Origin of the sequence: Enterococcus sp. DIV0175 (genome assembly GCF_050529075.1) — a bacterium.
In the GTDB taxonomy this organism is placed as follows: Bacteria; Bacillota; Bacilli; order Lactobacillales; family Enterococcaceae; genus Enterococcus_B; species Enterococcus_B thailandicus.
This window is the reverse complement of sequence record NZ_CP172880.1, coordinates 368,957-392,815: the sequence shown is the minus strand read 5'-3', so window position 1 is coordinate 392,815 and position 23,859 is coordinate 368,957. Positions and strand designations below refer to the sequence as shown.

22 protein-coding genes are annotated in these 23,859 nt (G+C 35.5%); 5 read left to right on the top strand and 17 right to left on the bottom strand.

The window, feature by feature from the left end:
* Positions 1–82: 82 nt before the first annotated feature.
* The 8 genes from IGJ76_RS01920 to IGJ76_RS01885 form a co-directional block, all read right to left on the bottom strand.
* Complete coding sequence (locus IGJ76_RS01920) at positions 83–1,894, bottom strand: FtsX-like permease family protein (protein ID WP_067481394.1); 1,812 nt, start codon at positions 1,892–1,894, stop codon at positions 83–85.
* Positions 1,895–1,906: 12 nt separating this feature from the next.
* Positions 1,907–2,659: an ABC transporter ATP-binding protein gene (locus tag IGJ76_RS01915; protein ID WP_067481396.1), complete on the bottom strand. Its 753-nt coding sequence runs from the start codon at positions 2,657–2,659 to the stop codon at positions 1,907–1,909.
* Between the two features lie 8 nt (positions 2,660–2,667).
* On the bottom strand, positions 2,668–3,030 hold the full coding sequence (locus IGJ76_RS01910; RefSeq protein WP_067481508.1) for a YxeA family protein: 363 nt from the start codon (positions 3,028–3,030) through the stop codon (positions 2,668–2,670).
* Between the two features lie 202 nt (positions 3,031–3,232).
* Positions 3,233–4,105 (bottom strand): SPFH domain-containing protein, encoded by an 873-nt coding sequence (locus tag IGJ76_RS01905; protein ID WP_067481510.1) that lies wholly within the window; start codon positions 4,103–4,105, stop codon positions 3,233–3,235.
* A 50-nt stretch (positions 4,106–4,155) separates the two neighbouring features.
* Complete coding sequence (locus IGJ76_RS01900; protein WP_067481398.1) at positions 4,156–4,644, bottom strand: DUF5348 domain-containing protein; 489 nt, start codon at positions 4,642–4,644, stop codon at positions 4,156–4,158.
* Between the two features lie 137 nt (positions 4,645–4,781).
* Positions 4,782–5,726: a DUF4097 family beta strand repeat-containing protein gene (locus IGJ76_RS01895; protein WP_067481400.1), complete on the bottom strand. Its 945-nt coding sequence runs from the start codon at positions 5,724–5,726 to the stop codon at positions 4,782–4,784.
* Positions 5,727–5,731: 5 nt separating this feature from the next.
* The gene (locus tag IGJ76_RS01890; protein ID WP_067481402.1) at positions 5,732–6,358 is read right to left on the bottom strand and encodes a DUF1700 domain-containing protein; all 627 of its coding nucleotides are present in this window, start codon (positions 6,356–6,358) and stop codon (positions 5,732–5,734) included.
* Positions 6,351–6,668: a PadR family transcriptional regulator gene (locus tag IGJ76_RS01885; RefSeq protein ID WP_067481404.1), complete on the bottom strand. Its 318-nt coding sequence runs from the start codon at positions 6,666–6,668 to the stop codon at positions 6,351–6,353. Before IGJ76_RS01885 ends, IGJ76_RS01890 begins: the two co-directional genes overlap by 8 nt.
* 388 nt (positions 6,669–7,056) lie before the next feature.
* Here IGJ76_RS01885 and IGJ76_RS01880 point away from each other — a divergent pair, with 388 nt between their 5' ends.
* Positions 7,057–7,986 (top strand): peptidylprolyl isomerase, encoded by a 930-nt coding sequence (locus IGJ76_RS01880; RefSeq protein WP_256924722.1) that lies wholly within the window; start codon positions 7,057–7,059, stop codon positions 7,984–7,986.
* A 626-nt stretch (positions 7,987–8,612) separates the two neighbouring features.
* On the opposite strand, the gene IGJ76_RS01875 is transcribed toward IGJ76_RS01880, so the two are convergent.
* Positions 8,613–9,341 carry a DUF554 domain-containing protein gene (locus IGJ76_RS01875; protein ID WP_067481408.1) on the bottom strand — a complete coding sequence of 243 codons (729 nt, stop codon included), beginning with the start codon at positions 9,339–9,341 and terminating at the stop codon, positions 8,613–8,615.
* 156 nt (positions 9,342–9,497) lie between these two features.
* On the opposite strand from IGJ76_RS01875, the gene IGJ76_RS01870 reads away from it, so the two are divergent.
* Positions 9,498–10,388, top strand: coding sequence for a LysR family transcriptional regulator (locus IGJ76_RS01870; RefSeq protein ID WP_067481411.1), 891 nt, complete (start codon positions 9,498–9,500; stop codon positions 10,386–10,388).
* 242 nt (positions 10,389–10,630) lie between these two features.
* Here the strand turns inward: IGJ76_RS01870 and IGJ76_RS01865 are convergent, their stop codons facing one another.
* Positions 10,631–11,695, bottom strand: a complete 1,065-nt coding sequence (locus IGJ76_RS01865) for a HAMP domain-containing sensor histidine kinase (protein WP_067481413.1) — start codon at positions 11,693–11,695, stop codon at positions 10,631–10,633.
* The gene (locus tag IGJ76_RS01860) at positions 11,692–12,366 is read right to left on the bottom strand and encodes a response regulator transcription factor (RefSeq protein ID WP_067481415.1); all 675 of its coding nucleotides are present in this window, start codon (positions 12,364–12,366) and stop codon (positions 11,692–11,694) included. The genes IGJ76_RS01865 and IGJ76_RS01860 overlap by 4 nt, the downstream gene beginning before the upstream one ends.
* A 142-nt stretch (positions 12,367–12,508) precedes the next feature.
* Here IGJ76_RS01860 and IGJ76_RS01855 point away from each other — a divergent pair, with 142 nt between their 5' ends.
* Positions 12,509–14,845 carry an ATP-binding cassette domain-containing protein gene (locus tag IGJ76_RS01855; RefSeq protein WP_430596699.1) on the top strand — a complete coding sequence of 779 codons (2,337 nt, stop codon included), beginning with the start codon at positions 12,509–12,511 and terminating at the stop codon, positions 14,843–14,845.
* A 79-nt stretch (positions 14,846–14,924) separates the two neighbouring features.
* Here the strand turns inward: IGJ76_RS01855 and IGJ76_RS01850 are convergent, their stop codons facing one another.
* From IGJ76_RS01850 to IGJ76_RS01840, 3 genes are all read right to left on the bottom strand, one after another.
* Entirely contained in the window at positions 14,925–15,221 is a 297-nt protein-coding gene (locus IGJ76_RS01850; RefSeq protein ID WP_067481419.1) for a hypothetical protein, read from the bottom strand.
* Between the two features lie 176 nt (positions 15,222–15,397).
* Positions 15,398–16,105 carry a DUF4811 domain-containing protein gene (locus IGJ76_RS01845; RefSeq protein ID WP_067481421.1) on the bottom strand — a complete coding sequence of 236 codons (708 nt, stop codon included), beginning with the start codon at positions 16,103–16,105 and terminating at the stop codon, positions 15,398–15,400.
* Positions 16,102–17,580 carry an MDR family MFS transporter gene (locus IGJ76_RS01840; RefSeq protein ID WP_067481423.1) on the bottom strand — a complete coding sequence of 493 codons (1,479 nt, stop codon included), beginning with the start codon at positions 17,578–17,580 and terminating at the stop codon, positions 16,102–16,104. Before IGJ76_RS01840 ends, IGJ76_RS01845 begins: the two co-directional genes overlap by 4 nt.
* A 138-nt stretch (positions 17,581–17,718) precedes the next feature.
* Between IGJ76_RS01840 and IGJ76_RS01835 the strand changes: the two genes are divergently transcribed.
* A complete protein-coding gene (locus IGJ76_RS01835; protein WP_067481425.1) occupies positions 17,719–18,192 on the top strand; it encodes a MerR family transcriptional regulator in 474 nt (157 codons plus the stop codon).
* A gap of 107 nt (positions 18,193–18,299) precedes the next feature.
* Here the strand turns inward: IGJ76_RS01835 and xylB are convergent, their stop codons facing one another.
* Both xylB and IGJ76_RS01825 read right to left on the bottom strand, forming a co-directional pair.
* Positions 18,300–19,814, bottom strand: a complete 1,515-nt coding sequence (gene xylB / locus IGJ76_RS01830) for a xylulokinase (RefSeq protein ID WP_067481427.1) — start codon at positions 19,812–19,814, stop codon at positions 18,300–18,302.
* A 165-nt stretch (positions 19,815–19,979) separates the two neighbouring features.
* Entirely contained in the window at positions 19,980–21,134 is a 1,155-nt protein-coding gene (locus tag IGJ76_RS01825) for a class C sortase (RefSeq protein WP_082904060.1), read from the bottom strand.
* Positions 21,135–21,293: 159 nt separating this feature from the next.
* Between IGJ76_RS01825 and IGJ76_RS01820 the strand changes: the two genes are divergently transcribed.
* A complete protein-coding gene (locus IGJ76_RS01820; RefSeq protein WP_413124759.1) occupies positions 21,294–22,961 on the top strand; it encodes a hypothetical protein in 1,668 nt (555 codons plus the stop codon).
* 229 nt (positions 22,962–23,190) lie between these two features.
* Here IGJ76_RS01820 and IGJ76_RS01815 read toward each other — a convergent pair whose 3' ends face one another.
* Positions 23,191–23,466, bottom strand: a complete 276-nt coding sequence (locus tag IGJ76_RS01815; RefSeq protein ID WP_071868616.1) for a hypothetical protein — start codon at positions 23,464–23,466, stop codon at positions 23,191–23,193.
* Positions 23,467–23,859: the final 393 nt, after the last annotated feature.

The window sequence follows — 23,859 nt, the reverse complement described above, 5'->3', positions numbered from 1 at the left end:
TCCGTTTTTTTTAGGTCAGAAAGCAAATCCGCAAAAAATAGAGGACTAACATGCGCGCGCATGTTAGTCCTCTTCCTGTTTTTTATGCTTTCTTTTTCAATACGATTCCCGTATACAACCATGTCGTTATTACATAATAAACAAAGTATAAGACAAAGAAAATTGTAAATGGCAACCACAAATTATCGTAAGGATCACTCATCAATAATTTGAACATTTGTAAGCCGAATAGGACGTGAACGACACCTAAAAGTCCTGGTGCTAAGAATAAGACACCAATTTCTCGGCGAATCGATTGTGTTAGTAACCCTTGACGTGTACCAATTTTTTGTAACATTTCATAACGCACTTGATCGCTCTTACTTCCAGAAAGAATCTTGAACATCAAACAACTTGCTAACATTGTCAAGAAAGCTAAGCCTAAGAAGAAGCCCATAAATTCAAATCCTGAAAACATACTGTTAAACGTATTGTAAACATCTGCTTTTTGCGTAAAGCTGTAGTCAACGTTTTTTAGTTCTTCATTATTTGCTTTATTTTCCGCTACCAGTTTTTCAAGGTTACTCAATTGCTTGTCAAAATCTGTTACTTGAATAAGTTGTAAAGTCGTTTCAGGTAAATTCAACTGACTGAATTCTTCTTGTGAAACCAATTTTATTTCTTTTGGTTGCTGTTCAGGCAACTCATACTCCCGTAAACTATCTTGTAAAGTAAGCTCTTGAGCCAATTGTGTTGCTGTAATTTCTTTGTTCTTTGGTTTGATATTTCTATCGCCATTCATTCCTTCTTTCACAATAAATGGCGTTTGCTCAAATTGTTCAGAAAGATAGTAAATGGTTTGTTCATCTTCTTTTTGCGTATAAGAAGCATTCACTTTAGGATCTAGTTTTGCAACCTCTTGTTGATCAATTTTTTGCGCGTTGTTCAACACGACATCATAAACAGTAAAGCTATTTGTCATTTTTGAAATTTCATTTTTGAAGCCCAAACCGACAGTGAGCGCACCTAATGCTAAAGCAAACAACATTGCTACCATCGAAAGCATTTGTGTATATTCGCGAATTCGAAAACTTAACTGTGATAAAGTAAAATTATTCAGCTTTCTTAATGCGATACCATCTGCTTTTTTCAGTAATGATAAACAGAAGATAATGACCGAATGGAAAATAAAATACGTCCCTAAAACAATCGTAACCAAAGCAATGACGATTCCAAACAACTGGAATTTTTCTAAGTTTTGCATCATGTAATAGCCACATGTTAAGCTGGCAATCCCCAACACAACTTCAAGGAAAAATAAAAACTTATGTTGCTTCATTTGTGTCGGAGTTTGATCCGCACGAATCAATGTTAAGATTGGTTTTTTAACGATTGAAAATGCATTAACAATGGCTGCTAATAAAAATAAAATAGAGAAGAACACAATCGTAATCAACAATCCATGAACGCTAAATGGTGAAAAATGAGAGATTTTTATATTTAATTGTTGGACTAATAAATGACTAACAATACTAGTCAATCCCATTCCAACAACTGAGCCAACCAATGTTGCCAAAATCCCCACAATAAAGGTTTCTGAAAAAATCATTTGCGCAATTTTTCGACCCTTAGCACCTAGCATCATAAACATCGCATAATCTTTTTGACGCATCGTCATCAAAAATGAATTAGCATACAGGATATAGACAAAAGTGATAATACTCAATAATACTGAGCCTAGTCGAAAGATAATGACTGTTGATGAAATCGTTGAATTACTTGTTAGAAAGGCTTCATTACTTGCCATTGACTCAAACATGTAAAAAATTGCTGATGCCATAACTAATCCTGAAAATAGGACAAGATAATCTCGCAAGCGACTCTTAATACCAGTAAGTGATAGTTTCCAAAGCATATTCTCTCCCCCTTACTGTTCCAAATTTCCTAGGATAGTTAAAATTTGACGATAAAATGCTTCACGACTTTGATCGCCTCGTTTAACTTCTTGATGGATTCCGCCATCTTTGATAAATAAAATTCGTTGACAATAACTTGCTGAAAAAGGATCATGTGTTACGAGTAAAATAGAAACGTTATCTTTTTGGTTCAATTCATCCATTGTATCTAATAGATCCCGCGCACTCTTGGAATCTAACGCTCCGGTTGGCTCGTCACCTAATAGAATCGTTGGTTGGGTAATCAATGCTCTAGCAGCCGCTACACGTTGTTTTTGTCCACCAGAAATAGCTGAAGGATAGCTGTCTAAAATATGGCTGATTGATAAACGTTCTGCAATTTGTTTGACTCTTTGCTTGATTTCTTTTGGACGAACACCTTGCAAAGATAATGGTACTGCAATATTTTCTTGTGCTGTTAAGTTTTCCAATAAATTGAAGTCTTGGAAAATGAATCCAATTTCTTTGGCACGAAAATCAGCTAGTTGATTCCCTTTTAAAGTAGTTACGTCTTTTTGATTGATTCGAATGTGACCATCTGTTGGTTTATCTAAAGTAGATAAAATATTCAACAAAGTTGATTTACCAGAACCAGATGCTCCCATGATTCCGATAAATTCACCTTTTTCTACTGAAAATGAAATGCCATCTAAAGCTGTTGTTTTCTTTTCATTATTTTTTCCATATACTTTTGTTACGTCTTGAATTTCAACAATTTTTTCCATTTTTGCGCCTACCCTTTAGTTAATTTTTCTTGTGCTGCTTTAGGTATTGCTGATTTTTCAACTTCTTCATAACCAGTTACACCTTTATTTTTATTCCAGACTACTTTAAGATACGCATTTTTTCGCAACGGACGTGTTTGCATGCCCTCAAATTCTAATTCTTTTTCTGCGCCTTCTTTGTTAAAGCCTGGCAAAGTGTATTGATAAGTAATCACTTCTTGATTTTTATCATCTTTTTGAACTAATTTTTCACCGTTTGTCGTAATTTGTACATAATAGTCATCGCCACCTAAAACTACGGCATCCGCTATTTTCAAACCAGCGACTCCGATACCAGCGACAATCAATAAGCCAATCAAAAATTTTTTCATCATTTTGCCCTCTCTTTTAACTTGATGAACTAAGTATAGAAAAAAAAAAACGAACATGCCTTAGATTCCTCTATCAGTCATCTTTCAATATTGTTAGCACGTGTCAAAGAAGGCCTTTCGACCTGATAATGAACTTTCTTCAAAACAAAGAGAGTGAGGCAAACCGCCCCACTCTCTTTGTTTTTTTACTTTCAATCATTGTTTATTTTCGGTCAGTTAAATCCCCTGTGTTAATCACCGGCTGCGTTCCTTTATCCGTAATAATCGAGACTAACAAGTTATTGATTAGTTGAACTTTGCGGTCGTCCGTAAAGTTGATTTCTTGACCCGCTTCAATTTGTTCCAGTGCCATTTGAGTCATTGTTACCGCACCTTCAACGATTGTTTGACGTGCAGAAAGAATTGCTTTTGCTTGCTGTCTTTGCAACATGGCACTCGCAATTTCAGTTGCATAAGCTAAATGATTCAATCGTGCTTCGATGACTTCAACTCCGGCAACAGCTAGACGTTCTTGAAGTTCTGTTGCTAATTTATCTGAAACTTCGGTCGTATTTCCACGTAAAGTAATATCAGTATCATTGAAAGTATCATATGGATATTGACTTGCAATATGACGAACAGCTGTTTCACTTTGGATTTCCACAAAGTCTTGATAATAAGCAACATCAAACAAAGCTTTCGCCGTATCGACTACTTTAAAAACGACAACAGCAGAAATCTCAATTGGATTTCCATCTAAGTCATTTACTTTTAAAACAGAACTGTTAAAATTTCGAACTTTAAGTGATACGTTGATTTTATTGGTTAACGGAACCGTTAGAAAAAAACCATTCTCTTTAATTGTTCCTAAATAATTACCAAAAAGCAAAATAGCTTTTGATTGATTTGGACTGACCACAGTTGCTGAACTAACTAATAAACAAGCAATTCCCCACAAAATGACACTCATAATTATTAATGCTGGACTAGTTGCTACCGTTCCAAAATAGAATAAAATGGCACCCATGATTGCTAAAACAATGACACCAACTAAGCCAATATACCCATTGATATAGAGTGCTTTTTTCTCATTCATTTTCAAAATCTCTCCTCCTTCTGCACAATAGCATCAACTTTCTTTACTGACTATTCCGTTATTCTCAGTCTTGCTAATGCACCTTCTAATTCCAAATCTTTATCTTCGCTGATGAACCACCCCGTTGAGTGCGTTCCGCCAGCAGCTTTCGGCAAATACTCCAATCGAGTTCTGACCCAGTGTTTTTGTTCTGTAAAGTAATCTTCAACTAAAATTTCCAAATCCATTCCCGCATTAAGAACAATATTTTTTCGGACAGACTTAAAAATAAAGCGTTCTTTACTAGCATCATATTGTAAAACACCAGTATCTGTGATTGGCAAAGAGTAATAATCCATCTCCTTTTTCACTTTCATTAAATGGCGAAACATTTCATTATGTACTTGTTCTAACTGACGGCCTTCTGAATTTTTGGGATACTCAATCGCTACTTTTTCATTGTCATCATCATAATACAATTCGTTCAATGATTTTAATTGCGCGTGTAACTCAAGCATTTTTTCTCGTAGTTGTTCTCGCTGAACATCTTCTGTTTTCATTTTCCCCACCCTAATTCTTTTGCTAAGTTTCAACATCTCATTTGTCTATACCTATCTTACTATAAGAAAACAACTTAAGCGAAACAAAAAATGATATTGAAACAAAAAAACTGTCTCAATACCATTTTTCGGAAATTCTATTCAGTTTCATCTTCCATATGGTTATCCATGTGATCCATTTGTTGATCCATATGATCCCCCATATCGTCCATGTCATCCATTTCGTCCATCTGTTCACTCATCGAATTTTGGTATTTTTCATCCATCCATTCAATAAATGTATCTTTACCTTCAATCGTTAGTCCTTTTTTCGAATTTCCTTTTTCAAAAGAAGAGCCTTCACGTGTTTCATTGTTTACTTGGAAAGTTGAATCTCCCGCAAGTGTCAATTGATACCCAGGAACATCGACGTCATTCAATCGAACAGAACCATTTTTAGCAACAATCGTACTTGAGTCTGTCAACGCACTGTCATAAAAGTAAAAATTACTTCCCTCACCAGTAAAGTTTCCTTTTTTAGCCTTTAATCGACTGAAATCAACAGAGCTAAATCGGTCTTTGACTGTCACTGAATCTGTTTTTAAACCAATAAAACTCAACCAGCTATCTGAATATGAGTCAACCGCTAAATTTTTAGTTGTAATATCTGTCATCGTTAAGCGATTATTGCTGCTTTCAATCGTAATATCACTTAATGAGATTTCTTTTGGTACCGTAATTGTTATTTCTGGATGAGTATCTTCTAAACTAATTTGCATTGGATATTCTTGTTTTCCTTTTGCTCGAATCGACAGAGTTTGATCTTTGAGAACAACTTTTGGTTCATCCGACTTTTCATATTGCGTCGTAACTTCAAAATCCAATCCTTGTCTGATATTGATCTCTTGATTTTCTGCTTGGATAACTAAGTTTTTGATTTCATTCGCCTTAAATTTTTCCGTATGTTCTTTCATATCCAATAGTTTAGGTCCATTTTCCCAAACGATTGTTTTTTGTGCTCCTGCAGTGTACGTTCCTGCTACCAGAATTCCACCAAATAACATAAAACCTGTACCAATCAATAAAAAGTGTTTTAGTTTCATTTTACTCACCTCTCATTCCCATCATGTGTTGGATGAAGACCACGTCTAGTAACAAACCGACGTCCGACCCATTTAACAAAACGCATAATCAACTGGGCTAACCATTTTGTTAATCTCACTAAAATCGGAGTGAAAAAGATGGCTGCACCAGTCGCAAACAAACCTAGTCCAACGAAGAATAAGCCACTGACAATCGATTGTCCCAAAACCATCAGTCCTGCTAACGTCATAACCACGCCTACTCCTAAAATCACAATACAAACAACATAGATACTAAAAATAACTGCGAATAATGCGATGATCAAACCAACCAATACAGCAACAAATAACAATGCTAATGGAATCAAGATTGGCGATGCAAATAATCCAAGTACAATTAACCAAATCAAACGCATTTGTCTTTTTGGACTACTTTGTTGTACCTCTTCTTGCCCTAAATCATCTGCTTCCGAAAAATAATTGATTTTTAACTTCAACGCAAACTGTTTAGGTGTACCATATTCTTCTAAAATTTCATCAACTGTCTTACCTGAATCCAAAAAATATTCTTCGTAATATTGGATCAAATCAAAACGGTCAGCTTCAGGAATTTCTTGAAGTTCATTTAAGACCTCACTTAAGTATTCATTCATGTCTATTATCCTCCAATAACCGATCTAAAGAGTCTCGAAAAACAATCCATTCATCAATAATTTCTTCCAAATGTGTATGTCCGATTGGTGTTAAACGATAATATCTTCGATTTCGACCTTCGAATGGTTCATCATAGGTTTCTAGATACCCTTCTTGTTTCAACCTTCTTAACACGGGATACATGGTAGATTCACTAATTGATAAACTTTCTTGCACAATTTTTGTTAGTGCGTATCCATACATATCTTCTCGGCTTAATGCTGCTAACACAGTTCCATCAAGAAGAACCGTTGGAATTTGAATATGCATAGCGCCACCTTCTTTTACAATATTTTTAATTCCACTATATTATATCAGATATAATATAGTTAAGACAATAGATCATAAAGTTTATTTTAGAAAAACAACATCCGAGCACAGAAGAATCTTGCTCTCAAGAAATATAGTGATACACATTTCTTCATTCGTCATGTAACTTCTTGATCACAAAAAATTGTCTACAAAAAAATTTTTCAAGAGACCACCTTCAAAGCTACATTACAAAATTGAAAGTGGTTTATGCTAACTTTTAATGGTACGGTCGAAATGAGCATTTATTTATAACTACTTAGTTGAAGAGGAAGCATAAAAAATGAATCATTCTCTAGTTCCTAATTCACTTCCTGCCTTCACTAAAAAATTTGGAGGACATTATTCCGTGAAAAAAACAAGCTTATTCCTACCTATCTTCATCAGCCTGTTCTTCTTGGCTGCCTGCACAGCGAATCCCGAAAACCAAACGGCTATTAGTTTCAAAGGTGGAACTATCTCAGAAAAAGACATTTTTAATCATTTAAAAAAAATTCAAGGAGCTGATGCAGCTGTTCAGCAGTTAGTTGTTTATCAAATCTTCGACAATAAGTATGGGGCTACCTTATCTACCAAAGAAATTGACGCTGAATTTGATAAAACAAAAGACAGTTTAGGTGACTATTTTGAAGCACAGCTAAAGCAAGCTGGCTTTACTGAGAAAACATTTAAAGAAGAAATTAGACAACAATTGGCATACAAAAAAGGACTAGAAAAAAATGTCGAACTAAAAGATGAGGATCTACAAAAATTGTGGGCGTCCTTCCATCCAGAAGTAAAAACGCAACTTATTCAGTTACGTAGTGAAACGGATGCCAACGAAGTGAAAAAGGCTTTAGCTGCTGACGGAGATTTTTCTGAATTAGCAAAAGAAAAATCCATAGAACCAAATGTAAAAAACGATGAAGGAAAAAAGACCTTTGACTCCGGAACCGAAACGATTGCAAACGAAGTAAAGGATGCAAGCTTCAAGTTAAAAGACGGTGAAGTCTCAAATCTAATTACGGCAACTAATCCAAAAACAATGGCGAAAGAATATTACCTTGTTAAAATGCTTAAAAATCAAGACAAAGGAACTGACAAAAGCCACTATTTAGATGAGTTAAAAGAAATCGGAACAAAAGCTAAATTAGCTGATCCTGAATTTATCAAAGCAACAATCAGCAAAGAGTTAAAAAATGCTAATGTCAAAATTAAAGATGAAGACTTTGAAAATAGCTTACAGTCATTCACAAAAGAAGTACCTGATAAAGAAGAAACAACAGCTACAAAAAAATAAACAGTCTTAACATTCAAGAATTGATTTCCGTATACAACAACGCACTGAAAACAATTACTTTTAGTTTTTCAACTAAAGATTTCTTGTAAAAAAGGATCGTGACAGAATTTATGTCACGACCCTTTTTACGAATAAACGTTATTCTCAGAGCAACTCCTTCGGAAATAACTCAAACCAGCTCAAAAATGGGTGAAACTCTTTTCGGATAGTCCTTCTTATTTCTTGGAAATAACTACCTTTATCGCGGTCTTCAATAACACTATGTAAGACAGCAACAAGTTCAGCAATAAAAAAATAATCAGCCACTCTATGTTCGCGGTTGAGGACTGGTTCCTTTTTTATTTTGGTTAGCCAAGCTAAGATGCCAAAAAATGATTGTCGCGATGAATACACAAAAACCGACGATTAGCTCTAAAGCTGATTCAACTGGTAAAAAAGTATTTCCTTTCTCTGAATCAAGGAAATACGCACCTTTGCTTCTTCTCACTTTTGATTGGCTAGCCACCGGCACAAACTCTAGTTTCATCTGATAGGATGTGTGTAGAATTGAGGACACTTAACTTTAAAATAAGTTAGATTTGTTATAGTTGCGCTCTCTTACTGTAATTGTTTATTGATTTTAGATTTTAGAGCAGTGGCAAAATGATATTCGTCCACAACCAACTAAGTGGCATCACTACAATCATCGCTGGAATCATATCAGCAACTGGAAACATCTTGACATGGATCATTCGAAAACCCGTCGCAAGCATCAAGAAGCCACCGCAAGCCTTGAAATCCAAAATCATTGCTGGCGTGGTCATCGGGAAAATGAATTTTGCTAATAAAAACAAAGCATAAAAAATAATAAATTGTGGTATTGCAACGACGGAAACTACAAATCCTAAATTACAAGCAAAAATCGTTGCTGTAAAAAAATCTAAAACTGATTTTGAAATCAAAATTGTATTATCTCCGGTCATTCCTGAATCAATACTTCCGTAAATCCCCATCCCACTTGCACAAAACAATACAATCACCGTGACTAACGTGTTAATGAACTCTTCATGAGACAAACCCAAATTTTCACTAGGAAATAACTTTGAAATTGGCTTTTGCATCAGATTTGCACCTTGATCGATTCGCTTGCCCAGATGAATGACTAGCCCAATCACTGTCCCAATCACTAAAGCAAAAATGACAGGTGGCATATTTTTCATCGGACCCATCGAATAAATTCCCATTCCCATTGAACAGACACCAAATACCATCATCAATTGTGTTTTAAATCGATTACTTAGCTTCTCTCCTAAAAAACCTCCAAACAGTCCGCCAAAAAAGACTGTTCCGACGTTGATCAATACTCCAGTTGGCATAAAAAAACTCCCTTCGACTTTAACGCTCTTCATTTACCTTTTATCAAAAAAGCGTTCCTTTTCGCTGCATTTTTTAGTCTATCAAAGTTTTTTTATTCAACCAATTCAAATTTCATGTTAAAGTATTCGTAAACGGAATAGTTAGGAGAGGATTCCTTGAATATTCAAAAACTTGTTGTCTTTCTTGATCTAGCAAAAACATTAAGCTTTACTAAAACAGCAGAACACCTTTTCACGACACAAGGAACCATTTCCAAACAAATCATTGCTTTAGAAAAAGAACTGGACGTTCAACTCTTTGATCGTACACATCGAAAAATCGAGTTAACTGAAGCCGCTAAACTCCTTCTACCATATGCAAAAAAAATTGTCGAACAATATCAAGAGATGAACGATGTACTAGAAACGCATACAAAAAAGCAAAATCTTTCTTTAAGCATTTTAACCATACCTACTATGACTCATTATGCTGGCTTTCGCCACATCACCCAATTTTTGAAACTTCATCCAGAATTTTCAATTCAACTTAAAGAGGTTGAAAGTGCAGAAGTCCCCTATTATTCAACTGAGCAAACTGACTCAATTATTTTTGGTCGAAATTTTCATGAGCCGCCGGCAAACTTTGAATGGCTTCCAACCGAAAAAGATTATTTTGTTGCCGTACTTCCAGCTCATCATCCTTTAGCACAAGCTAAAAAATTAAATTTGCGCGAACTAAAAGACGAATCCTTTTTATTACTCGGACAACAGACCAATCTTTATCAGCCCGTAATTGATCTTTGCCACGAAGTTGGGTTTGAGCCTAACATTGTCTATAACGGTTCTCGAATGGACTTGATTCTCAACATGATCGCAAACGATATGGGCATCTCGATTGTGATGGAAAAAACGGTTAATTATCTATTAAAGGAAGATACAATACTTGTTCCCATCACACCAAACAGAGAAAGTTTTCTGGCATTTGCTAGAAAACAAGGTGAACATTCTTTAGCCTCAAATACGTTTTGGAAATACTTAAAACAAAATATACAGCTTCTTAGAAGTTAACTTTCTTGTTCAACTTCTAAGAAACTGTATAAAATAATGTATCTTTTCTTCGCTTCTCTGATATAAAAAATCATGAGGAGCTTTTTTGGTTAACTCTTTTGTACCATGTGCGCTATCTGTTCGGAGCTAAGCATTTTGTGCCACAACCTTCTGTGTTGCCAAAGTAGTTCCTTTGGCAATAAATCCTCTTTTCATAAAAATAGAGAGAGCTATTTTTAGAAAAGCCTTCTTATTACTTGAAGCTAAACGCTTTGCGCCACAACATTTTTCTCGGTATTCTCCAAACGTATCATCACCGTTGTCCCCACATTTTCAATACTGCTATAATCAATCCGACCCTGATGCAATTCTAAAATTTTCTTTACTAGTGAAAGACCCAAACCATTCCCTGCATTTTGATGGCTCGTATCACCTTGATAGAACTTATCAAAAATTTTTGTCACAGTTCCTTCATTCATTCCAATCCCAGAATCTGTCACTTCTAGCACGACTTCTTCCTTTGTTTGCGCTAGTTTTACTGAAATTTTGCCAGTAGGAAGATTATATTTGATAGCATTATCCATAATATTTAGCCAAACTTGATACAAGAGTTCTTCATTTCCAAAATACTTCACTTTTTCCATTTGGATATCCAACTGCAACTGTTCCTTTTCCCATTTTGGTTGTAAAAATAAAATCACTTCTCGAATTTGTTCGTCCAAACGAAATTCTTTTTTCTCCATCAATGTATGTTGGTTTTCTAGCTTATTTAATTTCAAAACATTTTCTGTTAATTGCGAAAGTTGCGTGATTCCTTCAATGATTCGTTGTAAAAATACCTGTCGTTCCTCACCTGAGAGGTCAGGATTTTGTAATAATTGGACATATCCTTGAATGGTTGACAAAGGCGTCTTGAATTCATGTGAAACATTGGAAACAAAATCATTACGTAAAGTTTCGATACTATTTAATTCTTGTACCATCACATTAAAATCTTGATACAATTGCTGAACTTCTGCTACTTTTTGTTGTTCATTCATCTGAATTGTAAAATCACCCTTTGCTACTTGGCTCATGTTTTTTCGTAGTTCACTAATCGGATACAAGATCCCTCTACCAACAAAAGCAGAAATCCCTGTACCAACTACTGCACTAAAGCCAGCTAAAACCATGATTGGATACAACGTTGGCCGTTCTGTCGGTGTCCAAGAGCGTTGATTTGCCAGTAAATAAACTAATCCTACAAAACAAGCAAGTGTCACTAAAATAGACAAAAAGACAATCAATGCAAAATAAATCCAGAGCTGAGAAAATATTTTTTTCTTCATTTTTTGATAACCGCCTTATATCCGAGTCCACGAATCGTCACAATTTGAAAATCTTGGTTGTTCTCAAAACGCGTACGCAAACGTTTCACATGAACATCGATCGTTCGTTCCTCCGTATTCGTGTCAATACCCCAAATCTCATCCATTAGTTGTTGGCGCGTAAAGATTTTATTAGGATAGGATAACAATTTATACAATAATAAAAATTCTTTCTGCGGTAAAATCATTGCATCCTCTTTGCATGTCACCTCGTATGTTTCTTGGTCTAAACAAGTCTCACCAATTATCAGACGTTGACTATGATTGATTTTTGCTCGACGTAATAAAGCCTCTACCCGCAAAACCATTTCATTGACATCCACTGGTTTCGTCATGTAATCATCTGCACCCAAATGAAACCCACGTTTCTTATCCTCAAAGGCATGCTTTGCAGTAATAATTAATACAGGCGTTTCAATATTACTTCCTCGTAAAGTATCCAATAGTGTATAGCCATCCATCGCTGGCATCATCACATCGGTAATAATCAAATCAACATGATTATTTTCAAGTTTTCTCAGCGCATCTTCGCCATTAAATGCGAGGATCACAGAAAATCCAGCTCGTTTTAACACCGATTGATACAATAATTGTAAATTTTCATCGTCTTCAACAACTAAAAGTCGGTTCATTACGCTTTTCCTCATTTTTCTAAAAAATTTCTTGAATGTTTCACTCAGTTCATATTCAGTTAACATTCATTCATTATACTTCTACTATCATTCTGTTATAGTTGTTATTATACAGAATATTTTTAATGAGAGAAGGATGAAGATGCTACAACTAAAAGATATTAAAAAGTATTATAAAGTTGGTGAAACGACAACTAAAGCATTAGACGGCGTTTCCGTTGCTTTTAGACAAAAAGAATTCGTCGCGATTCTCGGTCCAAGTGGTTCTGGAAAAACGACTATGTTGAACGTTATCGGTGGATTAGATAATTATGATTCAGGCGACATGGTCATCAACGGAAAATCAACAAAAGATTTCAAAGATAGTGACTGGGATGCCTACCGTAACAATTCGATTGGTTTTGTTTTCCAAAGTTATAACTTGATTGGACATTTAGGAATTATTGAAAATGTCGAACTTGGGATGACTTTAAGTGGCGTTCCTAAAGAAGAAAAACGAAAAAAAGCAGAAGATGCTTTGGTTCGCGTTGGCCTTTCTGCCCACATGCACAAAAAACCAAATCAACTTTCTGGTGGTCAAATGCAACGTGTAGCAATTGCCCGTGCTTTAGCAAATAATCCTGATATTTTATTATGTGATGAACCAACTGGGGCGCTAGATACCGAAACAAGTATCCAAATTATGGAATTGATTCGAGAACTTTCTAAAGAAAAATTAGTCATCATGGTCACACACAACCCTGAACTAGCTAATCAATACGCTGATCGAATCATTGAATTTTCAGATGGAAAAATTTTGGCAGACTCTCATCCACATATTGAGCGACCAAAAAATGATCAATTCAATTTGCGCCGAACAAAAATGAGTTTTTGGACAGCCCTAAAACTTTCTTTCAATAATATCCGAACAAAAAAAGGGCGAACATTTTTGACCTCTTTTGCATCAAGTATTGGGATTATTGGGATTGCGATCGTCTTAGCCTTGTCTACTGGCTTCCAAAAACAAATTGATAGTACACAATCAGAAACAATGTCAAAATTCCCAATTACGATTTCAAAAGTTACAACTAGTCAAACAAATAACTCTGCCGCACTTGGCGCAAGTAAAGCTGACTATCCAAACAAAAAAACAATCACCGCAAAAACTAGCGATGAAGATAAAGCTCAACACACAAATAAAATTGATCAAAAATACGTCGATTATGTAAATGATATTGATCCTGATCTAAGCAATAACATTGGTTTTACTCGCTCAACAGGAATTAATTTGCTTCGTGAAATTGATGGAAAAGCTCAACCAGTAAGCTTCTCGAATGCGAACCCTGACAACGATGGACTTTCTTTCTCAAGTACGATGGCTTCCATGACTGGCGTTGGGGTCTCAACTTTTCCAACACAATTAGCAGCTGATAAAGGAAACTTTTTAAAAGACAACTATTCCCTACTTGCGGGTAATTATCCAAGTGCAGCAACTGATGTCGTTCTGATCGTTGATGGAAACAATAATACAAATATCAACGCACTTAAAAATCTTGGTTTTGATGTGAAAGAAGATCAAAAATTTGATTTTGATCAAATTATTGGCACAACATTAAAACTAGTGAACAACAATGATTACTACTCACAATTGCCAACTGGAACATTTATTCCGAATTCTGACTATGAAAAAATGTACAATGACTCAACAGAAGAATTAAAAATCGCGGGTATTTTACGTGTGAAATCTTCTTCAACAATGAATCTTTTATCTCCAGGTATTGCTTACAGCGACCAGCTAACAACACAAATCGTGAACAACAACAAGGATTCTGAAATCGTTAAAGCACAACGAGACAGTGATACAAATGTGATGACCACTGAAAAACTAGATGCCTCTGCCAAAGAAACATTTATTAGTTATCTTGGTGGCGACAGCTTACCATCAAGTATTATGATTTATCCAAATAACTTTGAAGACAAAGATAAAGTTCTTAATTATCTAGATGACTACAACAAAGGGAAATCAGAAGAAGATAAAATCATCTATTCTGACCTTGCGGGTACGATGACTGAATTAACTGGCGGATTGATGGATGCCATCACTTATGTATTAGTCGCTTTTGCAGGAATTTCATTGGTTACAAGCATGATTATGATTAGTATCATCACCTATATTTCAGTAATTGAACGAACAAAAGAAATCGGTGTGTTAAAAGCCTTGGGTGCTCGTAAAAAAGATATTACTCGAGTCTTTGATGCCGAAACTTGTATCTTAGGGATTTCTTCTGGTATTTTAGGAATCTTGATTGCTTGGTTAGCTACATTCCCAATCAACAGTATCTTGTATAGCATGACTGATTTGAAAAATGTTGCTCAACTAAACCCTGTTCACGCATTGATTTTAGTAGTTGTTTCAACTATTTTAACAATGCTTGGCGGACACATTCCAGCTCGTATGGCAGCTAAAAAAGATGCTGCTATTGCTTTACGTGCTGAATAATCAACTTATATTTACAACCAAAAAAGCAGTTGAAATCAGCGCTGATTTCAACTGCTTTTTTTATTTATTTTTCAACTATTCACAGCTTTGGAATACTATCTTGTCCCTTATGCCAAAGTTCTTCTGCAGTGTAGCGATCGGTTTCATTCAACACAATCGTTCCATCTGGTCGAATTTCAGCTTTGCTCCCAATCCACATATTTGTCGTTGTTCCTAAAAGGTTTTTACGTACCCCTTTGCTGTTTAGTTTGAAAGCATCTCCGAGATCTTCAACCCAGTGTGATTTTAGGTATTTGGTCTGACCATTATCAAAATCTACTTTCAAAATATTGGCTACATTTTCCACTTTGATTGCTTTCGGTATCTGTTCTTCCATTACTACTCCTCCAATCTTTTTTCAGATATCCCCCACACCGCAAAAAAAGAAAGCGCTATCTTACACTAGTTTAACACGTTAGAAATCTTCCTACAATCACTCAAAAAAATAGACTAGAACCTTTACAGGTCCCAGCCTATTTTTCAAACAGTTGGTCAAACAACTGTTTTTGTCATTTATTTTTCTTTCACTTCTTGAATCAATTTGGCAAATGCTTCTTGTTGATAAGCAGCTGTCAATTTCTTGGTTAGCGCCTCTTGCTCAGATTGATTCATTTGTGGATTATTCATCATCGCTTGTTTCAAGCCGTCCTGAACATAAGCTTTTGCTTCACTTTCCATGGTACCTTGACGTTCTTTGGAAAGTTTAGCTAATTTTTCTGCTTGATCTGTACTTAAAGTAATCCAGTCTTTTGGTAACTTAAACGTATTGACGCGTTTGTCAAATTCGTGATTATTATCTGCTAAATTAAACCAAAATTTATAATGGTCGTTCTTGTATACCCAGTAAGTCGTTTTTGTGACTTTTTCAGCAGCTCCAGTGGTTGTTTCTACTTTGTTCGTTACATTGTCTGTTCCAGTAGCTGTTGGTTTTTTCTGACTGTCTTTGGTTTTATACAAGTAGATTTTTTCAGTGCCATCACCAAGTTCTTTATAAAGTAGCAGATTGGCACCCGAATCAGCACTAGAAACAATTTTTTTCGTTGTTGTTTCCGTCACTCTTTCCATTCCAAAATGGTTAGAAACATTCGCTACAATCAATCCTAAAGCTCCAACAAAAACGGCACCAAAGATTAATGAAAGGACTGTTTGCCATGCTTTTTTGGCAAAAACATTAACCAAAGCAAAGGCAAGTAAACTAATAATTAAAACACCAATTATCATGCTTGATCCCCCTTCACTGAAAGTTCTTTAAGTGGTTCTTTTTTCTTTAAGAAGAAAGCAATGACAAAACCAATGATTCCAAAAATAATCGCAACAACAAACGCAGCATGATAGCCAGATAAAGTTGCATTGATTGCTTGATCTTTATAAGCCAACGGTGTTGCTTTTAATATTTCTTTGTCAGGTAAATTATCTTTTGTAACATTGGTCAAGACACTAATCAAAATCGCTGTCCCAATAGAACTTGCAATTTGACGGAATGTATTATTAACTGCCGTACCATGGCTAATCAAATTATTTGGTAAAGCATTCATTCCTGAAGTTGTAACTGGCATCATAACCATTGAAATACCAAACATCCGAATCGCATATAAAATCACGATATAAACAATTGGTGTTGTTTCTGTTAAAAATGCAAATGGTGCAGTGGCAGCAGTTAAAATAAACATACCCGTGATAGCTAAGCGTTTCGCACCATGCTTATCAAAAATCATCCCTGTGATTGGCATCATCGCTCCCATGATCAATGCACCTGGAAGTAGCATCAATCCTGAGTGGAAGGCTGATTCTCCACGAATATTTTGAATATATAATGGAACAACCATTTCAGCACCAACCATCGCCATGTTCGTTACACCAGCTAAAATGGCTGCAATGGTGAAAGTTGCTGATTTAAAGACACGAAGCTCTAAGAATGGATGTTCTAGACGTAACTGACGTAATGAGAATAAGATAATAAAAATTATCCCAACAATCAAGAAACCAATTACTTGGACACTTCCCCAACCTTCATTACCTACACTAGAAAATCCATAAAGCAAGCTACCAAATCCAATTGTTGATAGGATTGCTGAAAGTATATCAATACTTGGATTAGATAACGGAATTACGCTCTTCATCAAGAAGATTGCCAAGACTAAAACCAAAAGAACGATTGGAATAATCATTCCAAATAAATCACGCCATTGGTAATTATCAATGATATAACCGGATAATGTTGGTCCTAATGCTGGTGCAAGTCCAATAACAATTCCAGACATCCCCATGGCCGAACCTCTTTTTTCTGGCGGGAATATCGATAACATAATATTTTGCAATAATGGCATTGAAACACCAACACCTGCAGCTTGGATTAAGCGACCAATCAACAATGTTGAAAAGTTAGGTGCGATATAACAAGTAATCGTTCCAATTAAAAACACAGTCATCGCTGAAAGGTATAAGCTTCTTGAGCTGAACTTGTTAATCAGCCAAGCTGTAATTGGGATCATGATCCCATTCACTAATAAGAATCCGGTTGTTAGCCACTGTACATCGGAAGCTGTAATATCAAAAGCTTTCATCAATGTAGGAAAAGCTGTTGTCAACAGCGTTTGATTCAATACGGTACAAAAGGTACCAATTAGTAAAACAACCACTAACAATGAGCGGTTATATGGTTTGCCGTAAATATCTACGGGCTGTTTTTTACTCATGTGTCTCCTTCTTTCTAATTATTTTTGCGAAATCACTAGAATACTTTATTCCTAATCAGATAATTTGTCAACATGCTTGACACGAAAGTCAACAAAAGTATAATTAAGGAAAGAAGAAGGTCAAAAGGAGTGACAAAAATGATTTATAACCACCTCAAAGAACTATTAAAAAATGATCATTTACTTGTTGGTATTAGTGAACTTAGTGAACTTGTTGGTGTTTCTCCACGTCAATTGCGTTATTGGGAAACGAAAGGTTTTATTCAATCTGTCGAAACCGATTCCACTGGGCCAAGAAAATATCGTTTGCCTACAGTTGCTAAGGTTGAAATTATCAAACAATACTTAGATGAAGGATATACTTTGACGAAAGCTGTTGAAAAAGCAACTGCTCATATTCAAAAAATGCATCATGTTCGTAAAGTTTTTTCAAAATGTATCAAAGAAATCGAATTATTCGATCAACGTTATACAGCGATTTCATTTGGGGATTTCAAAGAAGATGACTCTCAAATTTATATTATCCATGATGATGAAACAGATGAATTAACGTACAAAATCGTCCCTGTAGCTGAAAACGTAGACATTAAAGAACTAATTAGAGAAGCTTAGTCTTCGATCGCTCAAAATAAATTTCAAAAATTTGAAACACTCATTTTCTTCTTCAACTCAATTTATTTTGAGCACAATTAAGTGAGTGGTTCTTTTTTTTTGCTTTTTTATTCTTCTTCCACATTCTCATCGTCAAATGCACGCAATTCATGACTTATCACCTTTGTCTGACCATAAACTTGTTGATAAATCGAATAAATTTTTTGATAGGTTCGAACATTTTCGGTGATTGGTGTTGCTACTTTGTGATAACTCACAAAGCTTTTTGCACAAATTTCCAGTGAGTCAAACCAACCAACACCCACTGCTGCAATCATTGCAGCACCCATACTTGGTCCTTCTTCAACAGCCAAGGCAAAAATTTCTGCATCAAAAACATCCGCTTGAATCTGTGCCCATTCTTTATTTTTAGCACCTCCTCCCACAGAAATAATTTCAGTGAACGTTTTTCGCAGCATTTTTTCAAGCAATACCTGAACATCTTTCAAGGAAAAAGTAACACCTTCTATCACCGCACGCATAAAATGTGGAAATGTATGCTTCGTATCAATCCCTAAAAAGCTCCCTCTAATTTGTCCATCTGGATAAGGTACCCTTTCTCCAACAATATATGGAGTAAAGAGCAACCCATTTGCTCCTGGCAAAACCTTTTCAATTCCTGATAAAGCTTCTGGAAAGCTCTTCTCTTGAGCAAACGTCTGTTTCATCCACTGCAAACTATACCCTGCCGCTAAAGTAACACCCATCAAATAACAGCTAGCAGGAACTGCATGATTGAACCAATGAAGCTCCCCAGTGACTGGTTCCTGCCCCTCTCCACAAGTCAAAAATACGCCCGACGTACCAATACTTACTAAGCCTTTTTCTGAGGAAAAAATCCCCGCACTTAACGCTGCACAAGCGTTGTCCGCCGCGCCAGCCATAACTTTTACTTTTGGACTAATCTTTACATCGCCTAAAGACTCGGGCAACAACGTCCCAACACACTTTAATGATTCGACTAATGGTGGAAAATATGTGAATGGAATGCCAAAACTTTTTGCCACTTCTTCTGACCAAACTTGTCGTTCGAGATCCAGTAACAAGGTTCCTGCTGCATCTGAAAAATCTATGTGCATTTTTCCAGTTAATCGATATCTAAGATAATCTTTTGGTAATAAAATATGGCGAACTCTCGACCAGATTTCTGGTTCATTTTTCTTTACCCATAATAGTTTTGGAAGGGTGAATCCCTCCAGAACTTGATTTTTCGTAATTTCTAAAAGCTGTTCCCCCAGTTTGTCCTTAATCTGTTCACATTCTCGGCTTGTGCGAACATCATTCCACAAGATAGCTGGACGCAATACCTGCTTCTTTTCATCTAATAATACTAAGCTGTGCATTTGTCCTGAAAAACTTATTCCCTTTAGATTTTCGCTAAAATTTGCTACTTCTGCTATAAACTTCCTTAACACTTTTTGTAACGCAATGAACCAATCATCTGAATTTTGTTCACTCCAACCAGTCTGCTTCTGAAAAAAGGAATAATGCTCACTCGCACAAGCGATTACCTTGCCAGCTTTATTTGTCACAATTCCCTTTAACGAACTCGTTCCTAAATCAATCCCTACCACATATTCCATCAAAAACACTCCATTCTTTATTCTCTCTAACTGACAACTTTCGATCCCCTTCATCATGTAGTTACGTCTTTTTTTATTTTTGTGTGTCAAAAAGTAAATTTTTTTACAAAAAAATGCTGGAACAAATAATGTGTGTATCACTTGTCCCAGCTTTTTATTTTGATTTTATTCGACGATAAATTTTCGCTTACCAATTGCTAACTGTTTAACTCTTTTTCTTCTACTAATGAATAACATAGCTGATTCCTTCTTCTTTTTCACACCAAACTTAATCCTGCTGTCGTTATGGGAGACATCTACTAATTGATATTGTCCACCTGGCAATTGCTTAAATTCTACCCGTCCAAATGGATCACTCGTTGCTTCAACAGGTTCTCCCTCTCTAAAAACGAGTCGTCCTTTTTGCATTAAACGAAAAGTAGTTTCTGTTATTGGCACCTCAGACGTATCAAGCACAGTAAAAGAAAAATCAAATATTTTTTTACTCAATTGATGGTGATAAACTAAACGGTAAGCTAAATAAATTAAGGCTAACGTGGCAACAAGCACACCAACCAGAATCAAAACATACCGTAAAACTCGCCATTGATTTCCTTTTGATTCAGTTGCCTGCACTGCTTCGTTGTAAGGAATGCGGTACCCCGTCACTAATAAACGATGGGAATTAACCATATAAGGTGTACAAGTTAACAATGTAACCAGATCTCTGCCTTCTTGAATCGTTAAGGACGAAGTATCATCTGGCATTACCACTTCAATCGCATCGACTTGATAAGCTAATTTTTTGTCTAAGACAGTTAAGATAAACTGATCACCAATTTTTAATTCTTCTAAATCAGTAAAAAACAAGCGATTGGGTAAGCCTGAATGTGCGGAAATAACCGAATGTGTTGACTTCCCGCCGGTAGGAAAAGAGGTTCCCTGTAAAACTCCTGCACCAATTTCTAAAACATCAGTAGTTGTTTCATCGTAAAGTGGCAAATTGATGTTGATTTTAGGAATATTGATACTGCCAATCAATTCGGCTTGCGTGCTCTCTACCTTTTTTTCATCTTTAAAAGGATCTGCACCAGGATTGAGCCCGTTTTTTTGTAAACGTTCGTTCTCCGCTGTCATTTTTTGTTGTAAGGCATTCGTTTCTTCGACAGATTTCTTTTGCGCCTGTTCAATTCTCTTTTGATCAATCAATCCATTCAAAGAATCAACATAAAAAGGGTAGAGGGCTATCAGCAACCCAACGAGAATCAACAATAACATCGTTATTTTCAGTAATAGCTTTTTTATATTTTGTTTTCTTTGAGTTGGCTTTTCATTTTTCATACACACGCCTCCTTTGGTACCCTTTTCATTTATCATTACATAGTTAATAACCTTTTTCAACAATAGACAGTTGTTTCAATTTCTTTTCGAAATTCTTGCCTCCATTTTCAATTGGTTTTATCATAGAACTAATTCATTCAATTGAAAGGAGATTTCCCTTTGAAAAAAATCAGACCTTTTATGGTGATTGGCTTGATTGCGTTTATTTTTATTCTTCCACATTTGTTCACACACCAACTGATTCTTGGTGCAGATGCTTCGTTTCATTATAATCGCTTTTATGAAACAGCTCAGCAAATTAAAAACCATAATTTTCATTACTTTATTTCCGTTTATGGATTCCAACAAAGCGGCCGGATTGTCAACGCTGTTTACGGGCCATTTTTTGCTTATTTTCAAGGATTACTTGTACTGATTTCTGGAAGTTGGTTCCATTATCAGATAGTTTCTAATTTTATTTTGTATTTGATCGCTGGTTGCTCTATGATTACTTTGTTGAAGTATGCAAAAATAGTGGATTTGATTGTTGTACCAACTGCTGTCATTTTTATGAGTACTTATTCTATACAGTATTGGACAATCAATCAAGGGTTTACTAGCTGGGGAACAGCCTTTTTGCCTTTATGTTTACTACCAATCGTTGATTTTATCGTTAATAAAAAGTTCCCTTTGAAAAAAGTAGCTGTTTCCATAGCTTTAATGACTCAAATTCATTTACTTTCAACTATCATGCTTATTTTAATGTACGTGCCTTTTTATGTAGCTTTCTTTTTTTCGCAAACCGATCGAGGAAGCCAATTACTACAACTTGGAAAATCAATTTTACTTTACTTTCTTCTCACTGCGAATATCTGGGTTAGTCTACTAATTGTGTACTCTGGAAATGACATTTTAGCACCGTTCGTTAATAAAAACATGAGTGAAAAGGCAATTAATCTCGGTGGAAATTATTGGTTACACTATCCAAGAATATTTCCTATTATTTTAGCTATAGGTGTTCTGTTACTAGTTTTATTCCGAAAAAAGTTAACTTTCTTTGATAAATTACTCTTTGGGACAAGTTTGTTTTTCTTGTTACTCTCAACCAGTCTGGTACCTTGGACAACCCTGATAACAAATGGTGTCCCTTTTATTCGTTTGATCCAATTCCCTTTTCGTTTTTTCGTGCCCTTCACGGTACTGTTCTTACTACTCCTTGCATTGGTCTTCAGCCATTGGCATTCCCAAAAATGGTTAAAGGTAATCGGTGTATCTTTGGTAATTATTTGTACTGTTCAAACTATTCAGACACTCTCTAGTCACTTAGCCCAGTGGGAACAAACAAAATTTGTCAGCAGACATACTTATTTATTTGAAGACCAAGCTACCACCAGGAAAACATTTTTTAATAAAGATTTAGAAACTAGTTTATTTGCTTTTCAAAAAACAACGCCAGATTATCTACCAATCTATCAAGAAACTAGTGCAAATAAATATGACCGTTATAGTCAAGACATTCTAGATAATGAAACAAAATATATCAAGAGCTATTCCGACGGTGCTTTAACTGTTACGTGGAAAAACACGGGTACCCAAACAGTAAAACTGCCAATTATTGTCTACGATCGAACAAAATTAGTTCGAAATGGCCATACAATTACAGACTATCAATTAACTGATATTGGTACGCCAATCATTAAGCAACACAAAGGAATCAATAAAGTAACAGTTCATTACTCACCACCGTTTTATTTTTATTTTTCTGTCGTTGTCTCCCTTGTTACTTGGGGAATCTTATTATTGTTTTTTGAGTATCAAGCATATAAAGCCTTCCGCAAAAGCAAATAAACAGTTAGGAAATTTTTTTAAATAAGAAACTATTCTCATGTATAACAACTGACTCAAAAAACACCCCTATGATAGCTGACATTCTCAGCTATCATAGGGGTGTTTTGAGTCAATCGTCTAATTTTATGCCAAGTAAAACGACGTTTAATCCTGTAAAAAGCCAGTCATTTTATAGGTGGCGGAAGCTCATTTATTCAGCGTCAGGTGGCGAAATAAGTAAACCACTACTTCATTTTCTTCGTCTCCTCCCCAAAGCAAATAAAACTGCAATAATAATCAAAATGATTCCTGCTACGACCAATTCAATATAAACATTTTCTCCAAAGGACGCGATAGATTGTTTTCCTTCACTCTCAATCAAGTTTTCTTTACTAGATGAGGGATAACTAGCCGAACTTTCTTCCACCTTGCTCTCTACAGATGACTCATCAGTCGTTTCTTCTGTTTCCGGAACATAAAATTTCACTTTACCTTTTGTATCCGTAGCAACCAATAGATTATGCATTCACTACTCCCACCTTCCAATTTATGAAAGCTTCCTCTCATTCAAAGTCTTACCAGTTTTTTATCTTTTGACTACTGCAAAACCTCCACTTAAAATAAAACGTTATTGTTTAACATAGACAAACTTCTTTTAAAACGATAAAAAGTCCTTTAACCTATGACTCAACTAAACCAACCTGAAATGCTCACTACTCACAGTTACTCTACGTCCTTCGAGAGCATTTTTTTGCATACATATTCTATTTTATGTATTAAATTTACCATACACACGAAGAAAGAAATATCTTTATGCTCATAGATTATTCTTAGTTTTATACTCTAAAAACAACGTCTTAAAGCTAGCTCTGCGAAAAAAACAACGCACAAAAAAACTACCGACCAAAGGTTTCTAGTC